We start from the raw sequence: 22430 nt of genomic DNA on the forward strand, positions 1-22430 counted from the left end.
CTTACCAGCCCTTCGCCAGGCTCGTCTGCAACCGGGCGGCGCGGGCGGCCCGGAGCTGGAAGATCGCCTTCACCAGGGCCGGCGCGGCGATGAAGATGACGATCAGCGCCTGGAGCACGGTGACCAGCTCCAGGGAGATGCCCGCGTACCCCTGCATCCGGTTGCCGCCGGCCTGGAGCGCGCCGAACAGCAGCGCGGCCAGCAGCACGCCCCACGGCTTCACCCGGCCCAGCAGGGCCACCAGGATGCCGTCGAACCCGATCTGCGCGATCACCAGCGGGGTGAGCGCGTTCGCCGTGGAGCCGAGCACCATCTGGCTGCCGCCGAGGCCGGCGAGCAGGCCGGCGATGGCCATCATCAGCACGTACGTGCGGGGGACGCTGATGCCGGCGGTGCGGGCGGCGTCCGGGTTGGCGCCCACGGCGCGCAGCTCGAAGCCGAACGTGGAGCGGTTGAGCAGCCAGGCGACGAACCAGGTGGCCAGCACGGCGAGCAGGATGCCGGCGTGCACCCGCAGGTTGTCGCCGAGCAGCCGGGGGAACTGGGCGGAGGAGTCGACGGGCCGGCTGATGGCGTCGGCCCGGTTCGGGTTCTGTACGCCGCTCTGGACGATGATCCAGGAGAGGAAGTACAGCGCGACGTAGTTGAGCATGATCGTGTTGATCACCTCGTGGGCGCCGGTACGCGCCTTGAGGATGCCCGGGATGAACCCCCAGAGCGCGCCGCCGGCCGCGCCGGCGAGCACGGCCACGATCAGGTGCAGCACCGGGGGCAGCGGCAGCAGGAAGCCGGCCAGCGCGGCGAGGATGACGCCGATGGTGGCCTGGCCCTGCGCGCCGATGTTGAACAGGCCGCCGCGGAAGGCGAGCGCCACCGACAGGCCGGTGAACACCAGCGGGGCCGTGTAGGTCAGCGTCTCCGAGATCGGGCTGAGCGCGGCGGTGAAGCCGGACGCCTCCGGGTCGAAGATCGCGCCCTTGAACAGGTTCGCGTACGCCTCGCTGACCACCGTCCAGCTGGAGTTCAGCGCGTCGGACGGTCGGGCGGTGATGTAGCCGTAGGTGGCCAGCACGTCCGGGTCCGAGACGATGATCAGCACGGCGCCGACGAGCATCGCCAGCAGCACCGCGAGCACCGTGACGGTCACCGTGTTGGCCGCCCACAGGTTGTCCAGGAACAGCCGGCCCAGGGACGGGCGGGGCTCCTGCGCCGGCCGCTTCGGCGCGGTGGCCGTCGCGGCGCGGTCGACGCCGCCGGCCGCCACCTGCGCGGCCTGCGCCTCGGTCGCCGGCTCCTTGTCGGGCGAGCCCGACGCCGGGTTGGGGTTGCTCATGCCTCGTCCTCGCTACCGGGGCCGTCGGGGGCCGGGGTCGCCGCGTCGGGGTCCCGCTGCTGCGCCCCGGGGGCCGGGGTCGCCGCGTCGGGGGTGATGCCGGCCATCAGCAGGCCGATCTCCTCGCGGGGGGTGTCCGGGCCGACGATGCCGATGACCCGGCCGCGGTACATGACCGCGATCCGGTCGGCCAGGCCGATCACCTCGTCCAGTTCGCTGGAGACGACCAGGACGGCGGTGCCCACGTCCCGTTCCCGGATGACCCGGGAGTGGATGAACTCGATGGAGCCGACGTCGACGCCGCGGGTCGGCTGGGCGGCGATGAAGAGCTTCAGCGGCCGGGACAGCTCCCGCGCCACGATCACCTTCTGCTGGTTGCCGCCGGAGAGGGTGCCGACCGGCGCGTCCGCCGAGGGGGTACGGACGTCGAACTGCTCGATCCGTTCCCGCGCCGAGGACGCGATGGCGTCGGGTTGCAGGGACAACCCCTTGCCGAAGGGCGGCCGGTCGTAGATGTCCAGCACCAGGTTCTCGGCGACGCTGAACTCCTTGACGAGGCCGTCGACGCTGCGGTCCTCGGGGACGTAGCCCACCCCGGCGCGCAGCACCTTCTTCGTCGACCAGCCGTGCACCTGCTCACCGTCGAGGGTGACGGTGCCGGCGAGGACGGGCCGCAGCCCCATGATCGCCTCGATCAGTTCGGTCTGCCCGTTGCCCTGCACGCCGGCCACGCCGAGCACCTCGCCCGCGTGCACGGTCAGGTCGATCCCGTCGACGGCGCGGATCTGCCGGTCGTCGTCGACGACCAGGCCGGCGACCTCCAGGATCGGCTTGCCGGGGGTGGCGGGCTGCTTGTCCACGGTCAGCCGGACGCTGCGGCCCACCATCAGGGCGGCCAGCTCGTCGCGGCTGGCGGTCGGCGAGGCGGTGCCGACGGTCTTCCCGCGCCGGATCACGGTGATCCGGTCGGCGATGGCCTTGACCTCGCCGAGCTTGTGGGTGATGAAGACGATCGACTTGCCGGCGGCCTTGAGCGACCGCATGACCGTGAGCAGTTCCTCGGTCTCCTGCGGGGTGAGCACGGCGGTCGGCTCGTCGAGGATGAGCAGGTCGACGTCCCGGGTGAGGGCCTTGACGATCTCCACCCGCTGCTGGATGCCGACCGGCAGGTCCTCGATCACCGCGTCCGGGTCGACGCGCAGGTTGTAGCGCTGTGAGACCTCGGCGACCTCGCGCCGGGCCCGCCGCCGGTCGAGGAAGCCGGCGATGCCGCCCTTGACCTGCTCGGCCCCGAGCATGACGTTCTCGGCCACGGTGAAGACCGGCACCAGCATGAAGTGCTGGTGCACCATGCCGATCCCGGCCGCGATGGCGTCGGACGGGCCCTTCAGCTTCAGCGGCGTGCCGTCGACCAGGATCTCGCCCTCGTCGGGCTGGTAGAGCCCGTAGAGGACGTTCATCAGGGTCGACTTGCCGGCGCCGTTCTCGCCGAGCAGGGCGTGGATCTCTCCAGGCTCCACCGTCAGGTCGATGTGGTCGTTGGCGACCAGATCACCGAACCGCTTGGTGATGCCGCGCAGTTCGAGTCTCAGCGCAACCTCCTGGAGTGCGAGCGATGGTGCAGCGTAGCCGCTGCCGAGCCGCCGGTCACCGGGTCCGCCCGGGCGTCGGGTGGTGCGGACCGGCCGCCCCGACCACGTGGGTGGTGTGCCCGCGTGCGTCGAGGCGGCCGGTCGTCGTGCCTGGGGTCCCGCCGGCCCCGCCGCCGCGAGCGCGGCGGGGTGGCGGGGCGGTCACTTGGCCGGCTGGGCCTTCGAGGTGACCGTGATGGTGCCGGCGGCGATGTCGGCCTTGATCTTCTCGACCTCGGCCTTCAGGTCCGCCGGGACCTTGCTGTCGAACTCGTGGTACGGGGCGATCGACACGCCGTTGTTGGCGAGCGTGCCCACGAAGCCCGGGCTGGCCTGGAGCTTCTCCCCGCCGGCGGCCTTGACCACGGCCTCCTTGACGGCGTCGGCGATGTTCTTGACCACGGTGGTCAGCAGCGCCGGGCAGTTCGGGGTGCTCTCGCAGCCGTCGGCGTCGACCCAGATGGCCGAGTACTTGCCGCCGGAGGCCTGCGCCGCCGCGGTGGTGCCGAGGCCCGCGCCGCCGGCGACCGGCATGATGATGTCCGCGCCCTGGGCGACGAGGGTGTCGGAGACCTTCTTGCCCTCGTCCTGCTTGACGAAGTCGTTGGTGAAGGAACCCTTCTGGGTCTCCTTGTTCCAGCCCAGGACCTGGACGTTCTTGCTCTTGGTCTTGTTGTAGTACGCGACGCCGTCGGCGAACCCGTCCATGAAGATCGTCACGGGCGGGATCGGCAGGCCGCCGTAGGTGCCGACCTTGCCGGACTTGGTCATCCCGGCGGCCAGGTAGCCGGCCTGGAACGCGGCCTGGGCGGTGTCGAACTGCATCGGGTAGACGTTCGTCTCCGGCAGCTTCGAGTCGACGATCCCGAACTGCTGGTTGGGGTTCGCCTTCGCGATCTTCGAGGTCGCGTCACCCATCAGGCCACCGACGGCCAGGATGAAGTCGCACTTCTGGTTGACGTACTGGGTCAGGTTGACCTCGTAGTCCGCCTCGGCCTTCGACGCGACGTACTTGATGTCGATGTTGCTGTTGGCCTTCTGGGCCTCCTGCAGGCCCTTCCAGGCGGAGGTGTTGAACGACTTGTCGTCGATGCCGCCGACGTCGGTCACCATGCAGGCGCTGTACTTCTTGGCGCCTGCGTCGCCCGCGCCGTTGTCGTCCTTGGGGGCCTCACCACACGCGGCGGCGCCCAGCACGAGCCCACCCGCCACGAAGGCGGAGGCGATCCGCATCCCACGCACAGAGCGCAAGACGTCTCCTTCCCATTGCACACCGCTCTGCGCGGTGGCAGCCCTTGAGCCGGCCTGCTTTGTGGCCGCCGGCGTCCCACGTTACGGACGGGAGCGTACGCCCGCGCCCACCCACCGGCCGACAATCGTGCACGACTGTTGAGTGCCTGTTACCCCTACGTAACCCTTGGGTGGGGCACATCACTTCTCGTGCCGGTAGTGGACCGGTCGGGCGTCACGAACGTCCGGTTCCCACGGCCTCTCCCCTGGCCAGGGCGTTAGCGCCAGAAGACCGCCACCGCCGCGTTGACCAGGGTCAACCCGACGATCGCGAGGAAGTGGCCGCGGTTGACCGTCTCCCGCTTACGGGAGAAGAAGACCATGACAAAGATCAGCAGCGCGAGCACCAACTTGGTAACAAGTTTGGCGGGGGCCGGTTCGTCGCCGTCGCGCAACGGGGCGGACAGCCCGATTCCGGTCAGCAGGCCGATGACCGACCCCCAGAGCATGGCCGCGTTGATCCGCAGCCGACCGCTGACGTACTGGGCGATCGCGCCGCCGAGCAGCAGCGCGAACCCGATCAGGTGAACGTAGAGGAGTACCAGGCGAAGAGCTTCCATCCGGCCATCCTCCCCTATCAACGACGTCTTGTAGTAGGGACCCACCCGCGCCCTCCCCCGCAGGCAAGGAAGGGCCCCCTGTTAACACCCCGCGTGAGAGGGGTCCCCTTCTCTACCAAAGGCGTTAATAGGGGGCCCTTCCTTGCAACTACAGCCGCCAGAGCTGGAAGGTGGGGCCGTCGGCGGGGAGGGTCACCGTGCCGTCGGCGTCCGGGCGCAGCGCCGGGGCACCGCCGTAGGCGTTCTCGGCGGCCGGCAGACCGGCGATCCGGACCGGGGTGCCGGCCGCGCGCCGGGCCAGCACCAGCACGCCGCCGGTGGGCGTCTCGCGGAGGAAGACCAGCGTGTCCGCGTCGACGTGCACCCAGCGCAGGCCGCCGTGGCGCAGCGCCGGCTCGGCCCGGCGCAGGGCGATCAGCCTCCGGTACGCGGCGAGCGTGCCGGCGTCCCAGCTGTCCGGCCGGTGCCATGGCATCGGGGTACGCGAGCCCTCCCCGTTCGCCCCGGTCAGCCCCAGCTCGTCCCCGGCGAAGATCACCGGGGTGCCCGGCATGGTGGCGAGCAGCCCGGCGGCCACCTCCTGCCGGGCGGCGTCGCCGACCACGGTGCGGATCCGGGCCGAGTCGTGCGAGCCGAGCAGCTGCCACGAGTGCACGTACGACCGCCAGGAGACCAGCGACCGGTAGGTGTCCAGGGTGGCCCGCACGGCGTGCGCGTCGCGCCGCCGCACCCCGCCGGGGGTGCCGAGGAAGTTCGGCAGCGGCTCGGCACCGGGGCGCAGCCCGGAGGCGTCACGCAGCCCGGAGTCGTGGCGCAGCCAGGACCAGACGGGGTCGGTGAAGCCGACGTAGTTCATCGTGCCGTGCCAGCCGTCGCGGTCCAGGTCGCCGGTGTGGTCGTGGCCGTGCTCGGCGAGCACCAGCCCGTCGGCCCTGGTCTCGGCCACCACCTCGCGCAGCAGCCGCGCCACCTCGTGGGTGTACGCGTCCGCGCCGCGCCGCCCGGTCATGTTCGCCACGTCGACCCGCCACCCGTCGAGCGAGTACGGCGGGCGCAGCCAGCGGCGCAGCAGCGAGTCCTCGGCGGTGGCGAAGCGGCGGCGCAGCTCCGCGCTGCCCCAGTTGAGCTTCGGCAGCGACTTCACCCCGTTCCACGACTCGTAGTCCCCGGTCACGGCGTCGAAGTAGTACAGCTCCCGTTCGGGGGCGGTCACGTCGGAGACGGCGGCGGTGAACCAGTGGTGGGCGTCGCCGGTGTGGTTGCTGGTGATGTCGCCGAGGAGCCGCCAGCCCCGGGCGTGCACCGCGTCGGCGAGCCGGGCCAGCGCGGCGTCGCCGCCGAGCAGCGGGTCGACGGTGTCGAAGCTGGCCGCGTCGTAGCGGTGGTTGGAGCGGGCCGGGAAGATCGGGGTGAGGTAGACGGTGTTGACGCCGAGCCGGTCGAGGTGGTCGAGCCGCTCGGCGATGCCGTCGAGGTCGCCGCCGTAGAACTGGCGGGGGGTCTGCGGGCCGCGCCCGATCACGGGGGTGTCCCAGTCGCAGGGGACGGCCCAGTCCGGGGCGGTCCGGCCGTCGGCGGCGGCGGAGCGGGCGAACCGGTCGGGGAAGATCTGGTAGATCACCGCGTCGCGGGCCCAGGCCGGCGGCGGGGCGTGGGTGACCAGCTTGAAGTCACCGTGGTCGGGCACGTCGTGGTCGGCGAGGCCGGCGGCGGTGAGCCAGCGGTAGTCGCCACGGGCGTCGGTGAGCAGGAACCGGTAGTTGCTGACCGGGTTGCGTACCTCGACGTCGGCGCGCCACCAGACGTCGGAGCCGGTGCGGCGGTCGACGGTGGCCTCGGCGAAGCGCGGCTCGCCGTCGGGGGTGCTGCGCACGTGCACGGAGCGCACGTCGGCCCCGGCGGGGACCCGGACGAAGACGGGGACGGTCTGCCCGAGGGCGGGTTCCTGCTCGGGGACGTAGGCGGCGGAGCCGTCGTGGTGCGGGCCCGGGGAGACGGTGCGGCCCGGGGCGGCGGTGCGGCGTGGGGACATGGTGCGGCCTTTCGGGTCGGGTCGACGGGGAGTGGGCGGGCACCCGCCGCGGTCGGTCACCCGACCGCGGCGGTCCGCCCGGAAACCGCTCCGGTGTACGTCGACACGACGCCCTTGCCGCAGCGTGAGCCGAGGAGGCTCAGCCCTTGACCGCTCCGGCGGTGAGGCCGGAGACGATGTACCGCTGGAGGAGCTGGAAGACCAGCACGGTGGGGACGGCGGTGAGCAGGGTGCCCGCCGCGAACATCCCGAAGTTGTTGTTGCGCTCGCCGGCGACCAGGCCGAACATGCCGACGGCGAGGGTCTTCGACTCGGTGTCGGTCAGGAACACGTTGGCGATCATGAACTCGTTGATCGTGCCGATGAACGACAGCAGGGCGGTCACCGCCAAGATCGGCGCCACCAGCGGCAGCATGATCCGGAAGAAGACCTGGGCGTGCGACGCGCCGTCCATCGTGGCGGACTCGTCCAGTTCCCGGGGCAGCGTGTCGAAGAAGCCCTTCATCAGCCAGGTGTTCACGCCGAGCGCGCCGCCCATGTAGAGCAGGAACAGGCCCCACGGGGTGTTGAAGCCGATCGCCGGCCACAGGTCGGTGACCGTGGTGAAGATCAGGAAGATCGCCACGATCGCCAGGAACTGCGGGAACATCTGGATCAGCAGCAGGGTGAGCAGCCCGACCCGGCGGCCGGCGAAGCGCATCCGGGAGAACGCGTACGCCGCCAGCGAGGACAGGAAGATGGACACGAAGCTGGCGAGCCCGGCGATCAGCAGCGAGTTGACGAACCAGTGCCTGAACGCCGTGTCGGCGAACAGGTTGGCGAAGTTCTCGCCCGACACCCCGCCGGTCGGCACGAGGGAGGTCGACGAGAGGGTGCCGAGCGGGTTGAGCGCGGCCGAGAGCACGAACAGGATCGGGAAAAGGCTGAACGCCACGGCCAGCACCCCGACGACGTGCCGCCAGCCGACCTGGGCCAGCCAGCGGTTGCGCCGCCGGCCGGCGGCGGTGCGGTCGACGGCCGGGGGGTGCACGTAGGTGGTCACGAGTAGACCTCCTCCTGCTTGCGGGTGTTGCGGAAGCTGATCGCCGACACCGTCGCCACGATCGCGAAGATGAAGATCGACACCGCCGCCGCCATGCCGAACTCCGCGCCCTGCGCGCCGAAGGCCAGCCGGTACGTGTAGGTGATCAGCAGGTCGGTCGCCCCGTTGCGCGGGTTGTCCGCCGGGAACGGGCCGCCCTCGGTGGTCAGCCAGATCGCGTTGATGTTGTTGAAGTTGTACGCGAACGACGCGATCAGCAGCGGCGACAGCGCGACGAGCAGCAGCGGCAGGGTGACCGCGCGGAACGACTGCCAGGGCGACGCGCCGTCGACGGAGGTGGCCTCGGTCAGCTCCTTGGGGATGGCCTGGAGCGCGCCGGTGGCGACCAGGAACATGTACGGGTAGCCCAGCCAGAGCTGCACCAGCAGCACCGCCGCCCGCGCCGACCAGGCCTCGCCGAACCAGTCGACGCCGAGGCCGAACAGGTTGTTGATCAGGCCGAAGTCGGTGTTGAACATGTCCCGCCAGACCAGCAGCATCGCGAACGACGGCATCGCGTACGGCAGGATCAGCAGCACCCGGTAGAGGTTGGTGCCGCGCATCCGGGGCGAGTGCAGGGCCAGCGCGATGGCCATGCCGAGCAGAAAGGTGAACCCGGTGGAGCCGATCGCGAAGGCGAAGTTCCACAGCAGGGTGCCGAAGAACGGCCCGGAGATGTTCGGGTCGGTGAGGACCCGGGCGAAGTTCTCCAGCCCGACGTTGACCTGCCAGCCCTGCGCGAGGCGCTCGCCGTCGGCGGCGACGAACGACCCGGTCGCCGCGTCGGCCGTCCACCGCTTGCCGCTCTCGCTGTCGGTGACGCAGTCGCACCCGGCGTCGTACGCCCGGATGGCCCGGCCCTCGTAGGCGCGGGACAGGCCGGAGGAGCGCAGCGCACCCCCGGCGGTGGGCACCACCAGGTCGGTGATCTCCTGGCTGCGGGCGCTGGCCTGGCCGAAGTTGAGCACGGTGTAGCCGTCGGCGGCGGTGACCTTGCCGCCGGAGCCGACGGTGACGTCGGCGGCGTCGAGCCGGCGCAGCCCGTCGGCGTCACCGGCGGAGACGGCGCCGGTGGCCGGGTCGGTGACCAGGAAGACCAGCGCGCCGGTGGCGGGGTCGCCCGCGGTGGCGACCGACAGGGCGTACTCGGTGGAGCCGGGGACCTGCTTCACCGAGGAGCTCTGGATCGCGACGATGGCGTCGTCCTTGCTGCCCCGGTGGCCGTCGCCGAAGTTCGTGAAGGCGGTGCTGGCGGTGTAGAGCACCGGGAAGACCTGGAAGGCGATCAGGAAGAGCGTGCCGGGGACCAGGTACTTGGCGGGGATGTGCCGGGGGGTGAGGTAGAGGTAGAACAGGCCGGCGGTGGTGGCCGCGAGCAGGGCCAGCCCGACCCACTTCTCGGCCTCGACGAGCGGGAAGGCCGCCCAGAGCGCGATCCCGGCCACGAGGCCGAGCAGGATCACCTTGACGACGAGGCCGGTCGCGGTGACCGGCGCGTGGTGCCGCGCGGTGCGGGCGGTGCGCGGGAGCCCGGGGCCGACGGGCCCCCGGCCCGGGGTCCGCGTGGACCCCGGGCCGGACAGCTTCGTGCTCATTACTTGATCTGGCCGGAGATCGTCTTGCCGGCCGCGGTGATCGTCTTGGCCGGGTCGGCGCCGCCGATGATCGCGGCCTCGGCCTTGCCGAACGGGTCCCAGATCGCGGCCATGGCCGGGATCGCGGGGAGCACCTGGCCGTTCTTGCCGGCCTCGGTGAACTTGGCCAGGTCCGGGTCGCTGCCCTTGACCTGGTCGAGAGCGGCGGTCAGGGCCGGCGGGCGCGGCTCGGCGTTGTACAGGGCCACGGCCAGTTCCGGCTTGGTGGTGTAGTTCGCCACGAACTCCTGGGCCAGGGCCTTGTTCTTGCCCTTGGCGGCCACGTAGAACGCCTGGACGCCCACGAACGGCTGGGCCTCCTTGCCGCCGGCGAAGCCGGGGACCGGGGAGATGTCGTAGGAGATGTTGGCCTTCTTGGCGTCGGCGATGGCCCACGGCCCGGAGACCAGGAAGGCGCACTTCTTGCCGGTGAAGGTGGCGATCGAGTTCTCGGGGGTGATGGAACGCTTGAGCGCGCCCTCGCCCTTCTCGCCGAGCTTCGCGATCTTCTGGAACGCGGCGATCGACTCCGGCTTGCCCACGCCCAGGTCCTTCGGGTCGTAGTCGCCGTTGGCGGCGGTGCCGAAGAGGTAGCCGCCGGCCGAGGTGTACAGCGGGTAGATGTGGTAGGCGTCGCCGTTCTGGCCGGACTGGAGGCAGAGGATCTCGCTGGCCTTCTTGTCGGCCTTGAGCTTCTTGCCGGCGGCGACCAGGTCCTCGATCGTCTTCGGGGCCTCCGGGGCCAGCTCGGTGTTGCGGATCAGCGCCAGGTTCTCCATGGCGTACGGCACGCCGTAGAGCTGGCCGTTGAAGGTGACGGCCTTGACGGCGGTCTCGTTGAAGCCGCTCTTCTGGTCGGTGGCGAGCTGCACCGGGTCGATGGCGCCGTTCTGGACCAGGTTGCCGATCCAGTCGTGCGCGCCGACCACGACGTCGGGGCCGCTGCCCTGCTGGGAGGCGGTGACGAAGTTGGTCTGCAGGTCCTTCGAGACGGCCTGGACCTCGACGGTCACGCCGTTTTCCTGGCCGAACTTCTCGGCGAACGGCTTCAGGGCGGCGGTCCGCTTGTCGTCGGCCCAGATCACCAGCTTCCCGCCGGTGGCGCCGGCGGACTCCTTCGCGGCCGGCGCGCTGCTGTCGTCGTCGCTGCCACCGCAGCCGGAGGCGGCCAGCGCCAGGCCGAGGACGGCGACCACACCCGCGGTACGGATGCGCATCGGTACTCCTGTCGTCATGGCGGTCCGCCGGGGGAAGGGCGGCCCGCCAGTGGGAACCTCTGTAAGTTCTTTCCAACCGGCGCGGGGATGCTGCGCCGCTGCTCTCGCGTGTTGCCGGGACGTTAGCAAGATGTTGCGGATGATGGAAGGGCTTGCAGAAAGGTACGCAAGAACTTGCCCGTGAGCTAAAGTGCCGCCATGCGCGCTCGACTGTCCGACATCGCCCAACAGGCCGAAGTCAGCGAGGCCACGGTGTCGCGGGTGCTCAACGACCGCCCCGGCGTGGCCCCGGAGACCCGGCAGGCCGTCCTGACCGCCCTCGACGTCCTCGGCTACGAGCGCCCGGCCCGGCTGCGCAAGCGCAGCGCCGGCCTCGTCGGCCTGGTGGTGCCGGAGCTGGACAACCCGATCTTCCCCGCGTTCGCCCAGGTGATCGAGTCGACCCTGGCGCAGAGCGGCTTCACCCCGGTGCTGTGCACCCAGACCCCGGGCGGCGTCACCGAGGACGAGTACGTCGAGATGCTGCTCGACCGCCAGGTCTCCGGGATCGTCTTCGTCTCCGGGCTGCACGCCGACACCGCCGCCAACCACGACCGGTACCGCGCGCTGATCGCCCGGCCGCTGCCCGTCGTCATGATCAACGGGTACGTCCCCGGGATCGCCGCGCCCTTCGTCTCCTGCGACGACCGGGAGGCGACCGAGCTGGCCGTCGCCCACCTGATCGCCCTCGGGCACCGGCGGATCGGGCTGATCACCGGCCCGGACCGGTTCGTCCCCGTGCAGCGCCGGGTGGCCGGCTGGCGGGCCGCCATGGGGCGCCTGGCGGGCCTGCCCGAGGCCGAGCTGGCCGACCTGGCCGAGCTGACCCTGTTCGGCGTGGAGGGCGGCGAGGCCGCCGCGGGGCGGCTGCTGGAGCGCGGGGTGACCGGCGTGGTGTGCGGCTCCGACCTGATGGCCCTCGGCGCGATCCGGGCCGCCCGCCAGCGCGGCCTGTCCGTCCCCGGCGACCTGTCCGTGGTGGGGTACGACGACTCGCCGCTGATGGCCTTCACCGACCCGCCGCTGACGACGATGCGCCAACCGGTGGCCGCCATGGCGGTGGCCGCCGTCCGGGCCCTGGTCGACGAGATCAACGGGCACGCCGCCCCGCACTCGGAGTACCTGTTCCGGCCCGAGCTGGTGGTGCGCGGCTCCACGGCGGTCGTCCGGCAGCCGGCCGCCCGGCAGCCCGCCGCCGCTCTCGCCAGGAGCGCCGGCTGACCGCCGTCATTTCTTGCGCAAGCCCTGCTTGACTCTTGCAGCCGTGGGGCGGCATTCTGCTCTGACCACCCGGTGGCACACCGCCGTGCCACGCACCCCACGCCGTCCCGCGCCACAGAACGGGGATCGCCACCCATGACCGCCAGCACCCCCACGCCGCTGACCTCCGACGACGACTGGTGGCGCTCCGCGGTCGTCTACCAGGTCTACGTCCGCAGCTTCGCCGACTCCAACGGCGACGGCGTCGGCGACCTCCAGGGCATCCGCGAGCGGCTGCCGTACCTGCGCGACCTCGGGGTCGACGCGCTCTGGCTGACCCCCTTCTACACCTCGCCGATGGTCGACGGCGGCTACGACGTGGCCGACTACCGCGACGTCGACCCGATGTTCGGCACCCTCGCCGACTTCGACTCCATGATCACCGACGCGCACGCGCTCGGCCTGCGGATCATCGTCGACATCGTGCCCAACCACACCTCCAGCGCGCACCCGTGGTTCGTCGCCGCGCTCGCCGCCGCCCCCGGCTCCCCGGAGCGGGCCCGCTACCTGTTCGCCGAGGGCCGGGGCGGGCACGGCGAGCTGCCGCCCAACGACTGGGAGAGCATCTTCGGCGGGCCGGCCTGGACCCGGGTGCCCGACGGCCAGTGGTACCTGCACCTGTTCGACCCGGCCCAGCCCGACCTCAACTGGCGGCACCCCGAGGTCCGCGCCGAGTTCGAAGGCGTGCTGCGCTTCTGGCTCGACCGGGGCGTCGACGGGTTCCGCATCGACGTGGCCCACGGCATGATCAAGGCCGAAGGGCTGCCCGACGTCGGCTTCAACTCGATGACCGGCGGCCGACGCCAGTCCGAGCTGCTCGGCAAGGGCCGGCTGCCGTACTTCGACCAGGACGAGGTGCACGAGATCTACCGGGCCTGGCGGCCGATCCTGGACAGCTACCCCGGCGGCCGGATGGCCGTGGCCGAGGCGTGGGCCGAGACGCCGCAGCGGCTCGCCCGCTACATCGGGCCCGACGAGCTGCACCAGGCGTTCAGCTTCGACTTCCTCGACGCCACCTGGTCGGCCGACTCGTTCCGCAAGGTGATCGACACCGCGCTGGCCGAGGCGACCATCGTCGGCGCGCCGACCACCTGGGTGCTGTCCAACCACGACAAGCAGCGGCACGTCACCCGCTACGGCGACGGCGAGGTCGGCCTGCGCCGGGCCCGCGCCGCCAGCCTGCTGATGCTGGCCCTGCCCGGCTGCGCCTACCTCTACCAGGGCGAGGAGCTGGGCCTGCCGGAGGTGCTCGACCTGCCCGACGAGCTGCGCCAGGACCCGTCGTTCCTGCGCACCGGCGAGAGCCGGGACGGCTGCCGGGTGCCGATCCCGTGGAACGGCGCGCTGGCCCCGTACGGCTTCGGGCCGGCCGGCAGCGAGCTGAGCTGGCTGCCGGCCCCCGCCACCTGGGCCGCCCTCTCGGTCGCCGCCCAGGCCGGCACGCCCGGCTCGACCCTGGAGCTCTACCGCGCGGCGCTGCGGGCCCGGCGCGCCCACCCGGCGCTCGCCCGCGACGCCGACGGCGTGACCTGGCTGGAGACGACCGGCCCCGGCGTGCTGGCGTTCCGCCGCACCGGCGGCGGCGCGGAGCTGACCTGCGTGGTCAACCTCAGCGACGCGCCGGTGCAAATCGACGGGTACGGCCAGCCGGTCGTGGCCAGCGCGGAGCTGACCGGGCAGGGCACCGGGCACGTCCTGCCGGTCGACGCCGCCGCGTGGTTCGAACGGCGCTGAGCCGGGTACAGCCCGCAGTGGACCCCTGGTCGTCCGTCGTGCTCCGCGCCGGCGGGCGGCCGGGCAGCCGACCCCTTGTGGTGGGGGGTGAAGGTGGCGCCGGCGCCCCGTGGAGTTCCGCTCCACGGGGCGCCGACGTCCGTCCGGGACGGCGCGCGGGGTGTCCCCGATCACCGTCCACCCGGGAAGTTTCAGGGCCCCGGGCGACTTCCTGCATCCAGAAGCGCCAATCGCAGGGACAGGAGCCGGGACAATGGACACCGCATTCGACGCCCTCACCGTCGGCCGCCACACCCTCCGCAACCGGGTGGTCATGGCACCCATGACGCGCAGCCGGGCAGACGGGCCAGGGGCCGTCCCCACGGAGCTGATGGCCACCTACTACGCCCAGCGCGCCGGCGCCGGGCTGATCGTCACCGAAGGCGTGCAGCCCTCGGCGGTCGGCCAGGGCTACCTGAACACCCCCGGCCTGCACACCGCCGACCAGGTCGCCGGCTGGCGGCGGGTGACCGACGCGGTGCACGAGCGGGGCGGCGTGATCTTCGCGCAGCTCATGCACGTCGGGCGGATCGCCCACCCGGACAACACCGCCCACGGCTCGGCCCCGGTCGGCGCGTCCGCCGTGCCGGCGGCCGGGACGATCGTCACCCCCACCGGCCCGCAGGAGTTCCCGACCCCGCAGCCGCTGGACGCCGAGGGCGTCCGGGCCACCGTCGCGGACTTCGTCGCGGCGGCCCGCAACGCCGTCGACGCGGGCTTCGACGGGGTGGAGCTGCACGGGGCGAACGGTTACCTGCTTCACCAGTTCCTCTCCACCAACGCCAACCGGCGCGACGACGGGTACGGCGGCGACCCGACCGGCCGCATCCGGCTCGTCGTCGAGGTGGCCACCGCCGTGGCGGAGGCGATCGGCGCCGACCGGGTCGGGCTGCGGATCTCGCCGGCCAACCCGTACAACGACATCGCCGAGGACGACCACCGCGAGACGTACCTGGCCCTGGTCGACGCGCTGAACCCCCTCGGGCTGGCGTACCTGCACGTGGCCGAGGGGGCGGACACCGAGTTCACGCCCGTGCTGCGCGAGCGGTGGGCCGGGGCGCTGCTGCTCAACCCGTACACCCCGGGGGCCTGGACCGGGCCGGAGGCGCTGAAGCTGGTCGAGCGCGGCGACGCCGACCTGGTCTCGTACGGCGCGCTGTTCCTCGCCAACCCCGACCTGCCCCGGCGGCTGGCCGAGGGCGGCCCGTTCAACAGCCCCGACTACACGACCGCGTACGGCGGCGGGCACGAGGGCTACACCGACTACCCGGCGCTGCCCGACCAGGGCTGACCCGACGCCCGGGCGCGTCCCCGGCCAACGGGGACGCGCCCGCGGACGGCGCGGGCAGAATCGCCGCATGGCGTATCTGTTCCTGGTGCTCGCGATCGCGTCCGAGGTGGTCGGGACGAGCCTGCTCAAGGCGACGCACGGGTTCACCCGGCTGTGGCCGACGCTCGGGCTGGCGGTGGCGTACCTGGCGGCGTTCGGGCTGCTCTCGCTCGCGGTGCGGGAGATCCCGGTCGGCGTCGCGTACGCGATGTGGTCCGGGCTGGGCACGGCGGCGATCGTCGCGGTCGGGGCGGCCTTCCTCGGCGAGCCGCTCAGCGTGACGAAGGTCGTCGGCGTGGCGCTCGTCATCGCCGGGGTGGTCGTGCTCAACCTGGGCGGGACGCACTGAGCGGCGGGCGGGCGGATCCGGCGGGCCGACGGTCAGCGGCTCGGCGGGCGGGCCGGCACGGCGGGGCCGACGGTCAGCTCCCCTTCTCGGTGAGCAGCTTGGCGATGCGGGCGAAGCCGGCCCGCAGCTCGGCCTCGGCGGGCGCGGGGCGGGGCCCGGCCGGCTCCCCGGCCGCCTCCAGCTCCTCGTCGATGACGTCGTCGAAGTCGCCGTAGAGGTCGGACGCCTCGATCCGGGCCGCCTCGTCGGAGGCGGCGATGCGGGCGGCGGCGATCTCGCCACGGATCTCGTCGGGCGACAGGGCGGGCACCAGGGGCTCCACCACGGCCATGAGCTGCTCCTCGGCCACCACCGACTCGGCGAGGGCCAGCGCGTGCGGGCGCTCGTAGGGGCCGCAGACCACCGGCTCCCACTCGTCGGCGTCGTCGAGCGGGCCGAACGTGATGATCCACGGCAGGCCGAGCATCGGCGAGTCGTCCGGCAGGTCCAACGTCACGAGTGCGCCCACGCGCTCATCATGACCGGTCCTCACATTCACGTGTGAGGCATTTACCCGAATTGACCGATCGGTTGCGCGGGTCACCCCGCCCCGCCGGGCGTGCCCGGGCCGGCGTCGGCGTCGGCCTCGGCGTCGAGGTCGGCCGGCGCCGCCCCCTCGGCCAGGTCCACCACCCGGCCGTACGGGCTGGTCGCGGCCAGCGCCGCGCCGAACAGCACGAGCTGGTTGAGCAGGTAGAGGTAGAGCAGCAGGCCGACCGCGCCCGCCACCACCGTGTACGCCGGGTTCCGCTCGGTGCGCACCACGTAGAACCGCCCGACCGTGTTCAGCAGGGTGATGCCCACCGCCACGGCGAACACCACCGGACGCAGCCGGCGGCGGCTCATCCGCAGCCGGGGCACCGCCACCAGGAGGGCGGCGGCCAGCACCGCGTTGACCAGCACGCTGAGCACGGCGCTGATCACGGTCAGCCCCACCGAGCCCGTGCTGCGCAGCAGGAAGCGCAGCAGCGACTCCAACGCGTCCACGGCGGCCACCGACAGGCCGAGCAGGACGAACACCCCCACCAGCACGCCCAGGTCGACCAGCCGGCGCACCACCAGGTTGCCGGGCTGCTGGTTGAGCCCGTACATCAGCCGCTGCGACGAGCGGATCGCCTCCACCCAACCGATCCCGGTGAAGACCAGGATGACCAGGCCCACCACCCCGACGGTGTTGCTGCTCTGCGCGATCTGCGCCGGGTCGAGGAAGGGCAGGTTCTCCTTGAGGAAGCCGGCCGCCGCGTCGCTGACCTCGTCGTTGTCCTCCAGGATCGCCCCGAAGATCGAGTACGCCACCAGGGCCAGCGCGAAGACCGCGAAGAAGCCGTAGTAGGCGATCGCCGCCGCCAGCCGCCCGCCGAGCACCTCCGCGTAGAGGTTGCCGGCCCGCCACAGATGGTCGAAGGTCCGCGACCGGCGGCGCGCCGCGCTCACCCGCCGGTCGATGCCGGCCTCGATCCGCCCGAAGACCTCCACGCCGTCATCCTCGCCGATCCGCCGCCCGCACGGGAGAGCGTCGCCGGCTCAGGACACGCCGAGCAGGAAGTCCCGGCGCGGCTGCCACCGGGTCTGACCGCTGTGCGAGAAGAGCGTGAACGAGTCGACCTCGAACATCGCCGAGAAGTCGGCCAGGTCCTCGTACGCCCGGTCCAGCGCCTCCGGCGCGACGTCCTGCGCCACCGTGACGTGCGGGTGGTAGGGGAAGCGGGTCTCCCGGTGCAGCTCGGGAGCCGAGTTGATGGCGGCGGCGAGCAGCTCGCACTCGCTGATCCCGGCGGCCACCGCCACGAACACCACCTGCGTCACCGGGCGGAACGTGCCGGTGCCCCGCAGGTGCAGGGTGAACGGCAGGTGCGTGGCGGCCACCCCGGCGAGGTGCCGCTCGACCGCCGGCAGCGCCGCCGTCGGGATCTCGGTGGGCCCGAGCAGCGTCACGTGCGCGGGCACCACGAGAGGGTCGCCGGCCTCGACCCGCCGCCGGGTGAGCATGCCGCCCCACGGCTCCGGGATGTCCACCGCGATCCCGATCTGGATGGTGTCGCCGGCCTGCGGCGTCCCGTCCCTGCGATCCACGCTCCGCGCCACCCCTCCGGCCACCGACCCGCCCGTCTCCACCCGTACCCGTCGCGCCGGGCGGTCAGCCGAGGCGGACCGGCGGGAAGAACCCGACCCGCTCGTACGTCTCGTGCAGCGTCGCCGAGGCGACCGCGCGGGCCTTCTCCGCGCCGGCCGCGAGCAGCTTGTCGAGCTGCGCCGGGTCGTCGAGGTAGGCCCGGGTGCGCTCCTGGATCGGCGTGACGAACTCCCGGACCACCTCGCCCAGGTCCTTCTTCAGGTCGCCGTAGCCCCGGCCCGCGTACGCGGCGACCAGGTCGTCGATGCTGCGGCCGGTCAGCGCGGAGTAGATGGTGAGCAGGTTGGACACGCCCGGCTTGGTCTCGCTGTCGAAGACGATCTCCCGGCCGGTGTCGGTGACCGCGGAGCGGATCTTCTTGGCCGAGCGGGCCGGGTCCTCCAGCAGGTCGATGATGCCGCTCGGCGAGGACGACGACTTCGACATCTTGGCCGTCGGGTCCTGCAGGTCGGTGATCTTCGCGGTGTCCTTGACGATGTGCGGCGCGGGCACGACGAACGTCTTGCCGAACTGCGAGTTGAACCGCTGCGCCAGGTCGCGGGACAGCTCCAGGTGCTGGCGCTGGTCCTCGCCCACCGGGACGGCGTGCGCCTGGTAGAGCAGGATGTCGGCGGCCTGGAGGATCGGGTACGTGAACAGGCCGACGCTGGAGCGGTCGCTGCCCTGCTTCTGCGACTTGTCCTTGAACTGGGTCATCCGGCTGGCCTCGCCGAAGCCGGTGATGCAGCCCAGCACCCAGGCCAGCTGCGGGTGCTCGGGCACCTGCGACTGGACGAACAGCGTGCTGCGCTCCGGGTCCAGGCCGACGGCGAAGAGCTGCGCGGCGGCCACCCGGGTGCGCTGCCGCAGCACCTTGGGGTCGTGCCCGGCCGTGATGGCGTGCAGGTCGACCACGCAGTAGAACGCGTCGTGGGTGTCCTGCAACGCCACCCAGTGCCGCACCGCGCCCAGGTAGTTGCCGAGGTGGAACGAGTCGGCCGTCGGCTGGATGCCGGAGAACACGCGGGGGCGGGCGGGTACGTCGGACATGCCGGCATTCTGTCAGCAACCCCCGGCGTACGTCATGACGGGCCGGCGGGTCGGCTCTCCGCCGCCGCCAGCGGGCCGGTGACCTCGCGTCGCGGCTCGGGCAGGCGCACCACGGAGACCGCGAGCCGGGACACCCGCCGGCCCTCCAGCGCGAGCACCCGCAGCAGCCACCCGCCGGGCGGGTCGTCCGGGTCCCGGTCCCCGCCGTCCGCCGCCGGCGGGGCCACCGGCACCTCGTCCCCCACCACCGGCAGCCGGCCCAGCGCGGCCATCACGTACCCGCCGGCCGTCTCGTAAGGGCCGGCGGCCAGCCGCACGCCGGTGCGCTCGGCGAAGTCGGCGAGGTTGAGCCGGCCGTCGACCACGGTGGGCAGGCCGGTCGGCTCCGGCTCCGGGTCGCCGTCGTGCTCGTCGTGGATCTCGCCGACCAGCTCCTCGATCAGGTCCTCGCAGGTGACGATGCCGGCGGTGCCGCCGTACTCGTCGACCACCACCGCGAGGTGGTGGCCCTCGCGGCGCATCTCGGTCAGCGCGGCCAGCACCCGCTTGCTGCCGGGCAGCCGCTTGACCTCCCGGGCCAGCTCGCCGACGGTGGTGCCCGGGTCGAGGTCGGGGCGCAGCAGCACGTCACGCAGGTGCACGAAGCCGACCACGTCGTCGTGGGTGCCGTCGACGACCGGGTACCGGCGGTGCGTCTCGGCCCGGACCAGCCGCTCCGCCTCGGCGACGGTCATCCCGACCGACAGGAACACGACCTCGGTGCGGGGCATCATCACCTCGCGGACCAGGCTCGCCCCGGCGGCCAGCACCTCGTCGATGATCCGCCGCTCGTCGGCGTCGAGGACGGTGCTGGCGGCGACCAGGTCGCGCAGCTCGGCCTCGCTGATCCGCTCCCGGCCGGCGGCGGGGCTGGCCCCGAGCAGGTCGGTGACCAGCCGGGTCGCGCCGTCGGCGGCCCGCACCACCAGCCGGGCGACGGCGCGGGCCAGCGGGCCCGGTTCGCGTCGGAGCCGCCCCACCGGTCGCCGGCGGAGCCCGGGACCACCCGCTTCCCGCATGACAACTCATCGTAGGGCCCGCAACGGTTCGGCACAGGTCGTCCACCCGGAGTGACGGTGTGCGTATCTGTTCAGTCGTGAAAGATTGTGATGGAATGGCGGTGCGACGACGCGGAGCGCGGCCACAGCCGGCCGCCGTAGGGTGAGCGCGGACGGCCGCGGCGAGGCGCGGCCAGGCAGGAGGACCCCGACGTGAAACTGCTCGTCACCGGCGGCGCCGGCTACATCGGCAGCGTGGTGACCCGGATGCTGCTCGACGCCGGCCACGAGGTGGTCGTCCTCGACGACCTGCGCACCGGGCACCGCGAGGCGCTCGCCCCGGACGCCACCTGGGTCGACGCGCCCATCCACGAGGCGGCCCGGGTGCTCACCCCCGAGGCGGGCTTCGACGGGGTGCTGCACTTCGCCGCCCTCATCGCCGCCGGCGAGTCCATGATCCGCCCGGAGCTGTACTGGCAGAACAACACCGTCGGCTCGCTCGCCCTGATCGACGCCGTCCGGGCCGCCCGGGTCCCCCGGATGGTCTTCTCCTCCACCGCCGCCGTCTACGGCAACCCGACCGAGCTGCCCATCCCGGAGACCGCCGTCAAGGCCCCCACCAACACGTACGGGGCCACCAAGCTGGCCGTGGACATGGCGCTCACCTCCGAGGCGATCGGGCACGACCTGGCCGCCGTGTCCCTGCGCTACTTCAACGTCGCCGGGGCGTACCTGCGCGGCGACGTCGCCATCGGCGAGCGGCACGACCCGGAGACCCACCTCATCCCGATCGCCCTCGACGTCGCCGCCGGCCGGCGGGAGAAGCTGCAGCTCTTCGGCGACGACTACCCCACCGTCGACGGCACCTGCGTGCGCGACTACATCCACGTCGAGGACCTGGCCCGCGCCCACCTGCTGGCGCTCACCGCCGCCGTGCCCGGCCGGCACCGCGTCTACAACCTGGGCAACGGCGCCGGGTTCACCAACCGGCAGGTCGTCGACGTGGTCCGCGAGGTCACCGGCCGGCCGCTGCCGGTCGAGGTGGCCCCGCGCCGCGAGGGCGACCCGGCCGAGCTGGTCGCCTCCTCCGCCCTGGCCCGCGAGGAGCTGGGCTGGACGCCCGAGAAGCCGACCCTGCACGACATGGTCGGCGACGCCTGGGCCTTCTACCGCACGCACATCCTGGAGCGTCCGTGACCGACCCCGCGCACCCCTCGCCCCCGCCGGCCGACGCCGTCGCCCCCGCGCCGGCCGGGGAGGTCGCCTCTCCCGCGCCGGCCGGGGACGTCGCCGACCGGGCCGCCGCCGGCTTCCGCCAGCGCTACGGCGCACCCGCCGCCGGCCGCTGGGCGGCACCCGGGCGGGTCAACCTGATCGGCGAGCACACCGACTACAACGACGGCTTCGTGCTGCCGTTCGCGCTGCCGCTGCGTACCGTCGTCGCCGCGGCCCCCGACGACGGCGACCGCTGGACGGTCTGGTCGGAGCTCACCGGCGAGCAGGTCGGGTTCGGCGCCGACGAGGTGGCCGCCCCCGGCCGGGTCGCCGGCTGGGCCGCGTACGTCGCCGGGGTGGTGTGGGCGCTGCGCGAGGCCGGCCACCGGGTGCCCGGGGCGCGGCTGGCCGTCGCCTCCGACGTGCCGCTCGGCTCCGGGCTGTCGTCGTCGGCCGCGCTGGAGGCCGCCGTGCTGGCCGCCCTCGTCGACCTCGGCGGGCTGGACCTGCCGGCCGAGGGGCGGCCCCGGCTCGCCCAGCGGGCCGAGAACGCCTACGTCGGCGCGCCCACCGGGATCATGGACCAGTCCGCGGCGATCCGCTGCCGCGCCGGCCACGCCCTCTTCCTCGACTGCCGCACCGAGGCCGTCGAGCACATCCCGTTCGACCTGGCCGCCGCCGGGCTGGCCGTGCTGGTGATCGACAGCCGGGCCCCGCACCGGCACGCCGACGGCGAGTACGCCTCCCGCCGCGCCGCCTGCGAGAAGGCCGCCGGGCTGCTCGGGGTGCCCGCCCTGCGCGACGTGGCCGCCGCCGACCTCGACGACGCCCTCGCCCGGCTCGACGACGACGAGACCCGCCGCCGCGTCCGGCACGTCGTCACCGAGGACCAGCGGGTGCTCGACGCCGTGGCGCTGCTGCGCGCCGGCCGGGTACGCGACACCGGGCCGCTGTTGACCGCCTCGCACGCGTCGATGCGCGACGACTTCGAGATCACCGTGCCGGAGGTCGACACGGCGGTCGAGGCGGCCCTCGCCGCCGGGGCGTACGGGGCCCGGATGACCGGCGGCGGCTTCGGCGGCTGCGTCCTCGCCCTGGTCGACGCCGACCGCGCCGACGCGGTGGCCGACGCCGTCACGACCCGGTACGCCGAGCGCGGCTTCCGCGCCCCCGGCTTCCACCTGGCCACCCCGGCCCCCGGCGCCCACCGCTTGTAAGGAAGGGCCCCTTGTTAACGCATTCTGCATAGCAAGGGGCCCCTGTTAACAACGCCGGGCGGGCGTCCGCCGGGCACCGGCGGGGGCCGGGAAGAGGCTCAGGCGGCCTCGACGATCATGCCCGCGCCGACGGTGCGGTTGGTGGCCTCGTCGATGATCACGAAACCGCCGGTGGTGCGGTTGCGGCGGTACTCGTCCGCCAGCAGCGGGATCGTCGTGCGCAGCCGCAC

The 22430-nt window shown here is 72.8% G+C and carries 20 protein-coding genes; 6 read left to right on the plus strand and 14 right to left on the minus strand.

Annotation, left to right across the window (positions count from 1 at the left end; translation table 11 throughout):
* Position 1 precedes the first annotated feature (1 nt).
* The 8 genes from ACVMYR_RS10670 to ACVMYR_RS10705 all read right to left on the minus strand — a co-directional run bounded on the left by ACVMYR_RS10670 (position 2) and on the right by ACVMYR_RS10705 (position 10778).
* Positions 2-1333 (minus strand): ABC transporter permease, encoded by a 1332-nt coding sequence (locus ACVMYR_RS10670; protein WP_043961823.1) that lies wholly within the window; start codon positions 1331-1333, stop codon positions 2-4.
* The gene (locus ACVMYR_RS10675; protein ID WP_457121748.1) at positions 1330-2925 is read right to left on the minus strand and encodes an ABC transporter ATP-binding protein; all 1596 of its coding nucleotides are present in this window, start codon (positions 2923-2925) and stop codon (positions 1330-1332) included. Before ACVMYR_RS10675 ends, ACVMYR_RS10670 begins: the two co-directional genes overlap by 4 nt.
* 201 nt (positions 2926-3126) lie before the next feature.
* Entirely contained in the window at positions 3127-4197 is a 1071-nt protein-coding gene (locus tag ACVMYR_RS10680; protein ID WP_077936076.1) for a BMP family lipoprotein, read from the minus strand.
* Positions 4198-4472: 275 nt separating this feature from the next.
* Entirely contained in the window at positions 4473-4814 is a 342-nt protein-coding gene (locus ACVMYR_RS10685; RefSeq protein ID WP_043961820.1) for a hypothetical protein, read from the minus strand.
* Between the two features lie 148 nt (positions 4815-4962).
* Positions 4963-6846, minus strand: coding sequence for a glycoside hydrolase family 13 protein (locus tag ACVMYR_RS10690; RefSeq protein ID WP_457121705.1), 1884 nt, complete (start codon positions 6844-6846; stop codon positions 4963-4965).
* Positions 6847-6985: 139 nt separating this feature from the next.
* On the minus strand, positions 6986-7888 hold the full coding sequence (locus ACVMYR_RS10695) for a sugar ABC transporter permease (RefSeq protein ID WP_457121706.1): 903 nt from the start codon (positions 7886-7888) through the stop codon (positions 6986-6988).
* On the minus strand, positions 7885-9522 hold the full coding sequence (locus tag ACVMYR_RS10700; RefSeq protein ID WP_457121707.1) for an ABC transporter permease subunit: 1638 nt from the start codon (positions 9520-9522) through the stop codon (positions 7885-7887). Before ACVMYR_RS10700 ends, ACVMYR_RS10695 begins: the two co-directional genes overlap by 4 nt.
* Positions 9522-10778, minus strand: a complete 1257-nt coding sequence (locus ACVMYR_RS10705) for a sugar ABC transporter substrate-binding protein (protein WP_457121708.1) — start codon at positions 10776-10778, stop codon at positions 9522-9524. The genes ACVMYR_RS10700 and ACVMYR_RS10705 overlap by 1 nt, the downstream gene beginning before the upstream one ends.
* 198 nt (positions 10779-10976) lie before the next feature.
* Between ACVMYR_RS10705 and ACVMYR_RS10710 the strand changes: the two genes are divergently transcribed.
* From ACVMYR_RS10710 to ACVMYR_RS10725, 4 genes are all read left to right on the plus strand, one after another.
* On the plus strand, positions 10977-12038 hold the full coding sequence (locus ACVMYR_RS10710) for a LacI family DNA-binding transcriptional regulator (protein ID WP_077936072.1): 1062 nt from the start codon (positions 10977-10979) through the stop codon (positions 12036-12038).
* 135 nt (positions 12039-12173) lie between these two features.
* Positions 12174-13811 (plus strand): glycoside hydrolase family 13 protein, encoded by a 1638-nt coding sequence (locus ACVMYR_RS10715; RefSeq protein WP_457121709.1) that lies wholly within the window; start codon positions 12174-12176, stop codon positions 13809-13811.
* A gap of 253 nt (positions 13812-14064) precedes the next feature.
* Positions 14065-15141 carry an alkene reductase gene (locus tag ACVMYR_RS10720; RefSeq protein WP_091278966.1) on the plus strand — a complete coding sequence of 359 codons (1077 nt, stop codon included), beginning with the start codon at positions 14065-14067 and terminating at the stop codon, positions 15139-15141.
* Positions 15142-15208: 67 nt separating this feature from the next.
* Entirely contained in the window at positions 15209-15529 is a 321-nt protein-coding gene (locus tag ACVMYR_RS10725) for a DMT family transporter (RefSeq protein WP_077936069.1), read from the plus strand.
* Between the two features lie 73 nt (positions 15530-15602).
* On the opposite strand, the gene ACVMYR_RS10730 is transcribed toward ACVMYR_RS10725, so the two are convergent.
* From ACVMYR_RS10730 to ACVMYR_RS10750, 5 genes are all read right to left on the minus strand, one after another.
* Positions 15603-16037 (minus strand): hypothetical protein, encoded by a 435-nt coding sequence (locus ACVMYR_RS10730; protein WP_077936068.1) that lies wholly within the window; start codon positions 16035-16037, stop codon positions 15603-15605.
* Between the two features lie 71 nt (positions 16038-16108).
* A complete protein-coding gene (locus ACVMYR_RS10735; protein ID WP_091278963.1) occupies positions 16109-17044 on the minus strand; it encodes a YhjD/YihY/BrkB family envelope integrity protein in 936 nt (311 codons plus the stop codon).
* A gap of 48 nt (positions 17045-17092) precedes the next feature.
* Positions 17093-17683 (minus strand): 2'-5' RNA ligase family protein, encoded by a 591-nt coding sequence (locus ACVMYR_RS10740; RefSeq protein ID WP_377536422.1) that lies wholly within the window; start codon positions 17681-17683, stop codon positions 17093-17095.
* 22 nt (positions 17684-17705) lie between these two features.
* Positions 17706-18731 (minus strand): tryptophan--tRNA ligase, encoded by a 1026-nt coding sequence (trpS, locus tag ACVMYR_RS10745; RefSeq protein WP_396789703.1) that lies wholly within the window; start codon positions 18729-18731, stop codon positions 17706-17708.
* Between the two features lie 32 nt (positions 18732-18763).
* Entirely contained in the window at positions 18764-19789 is a 1026-nt protein-coding gene (locus ACVMYR_RS10750) for a hemolysin family protein (protein ID WP_077936064.1), read from the minus strand.
* 192 nt (positions 19790-19981) lie between these two features.
* Here ACVMYR_RS10750 and galE point away from each other — a divergent pair, with 192 nt between their 5' ends.
* Both galE and galK read left to right on the plus strand, forming a co-directional pair.
* A complete protein-coding gene (galE, locus tag ACVMYR_RS10755; RefSeq protein ID WP_091278952.1) occupies positions 19982-20965 on the plus strand; it encodes a UDP-glucose 4-epimerase GalE in 984 nt (327 codons plus the stop codon).
* The gene (gene galK, locus ACVMYR_RS10760; protein WP_457121710.1) at positions 20962-22200 is read left to right on the plus strand and encodes a galactokinase; all 1239 of its coding nucleotides are present in this window, start codon (positions 20962-20964) and stop codon (positions 22198-22200) included. The genes galE and galK overlap by 4 nt, the downstream gene beginning before the upstream one ends.
* A gap of 98 nt (positions 22201-22298) precedes the next feature.
* On the opposite strand, the gene ACVMYR_RS10765 is transcribed toward galK, so the two are convergent.
* Positions 22299-22430 (minus strand): elongation factor 1-alpha C-terminal domain-related protein (locus ACVMYR_RS10765; protein WP_431904462.1); only part of this gene is annotated, 132 nt, incomplete at its 5' end.

The organism is Micromonospora sp. PTRAS2 (assembly GCF_054052245.1).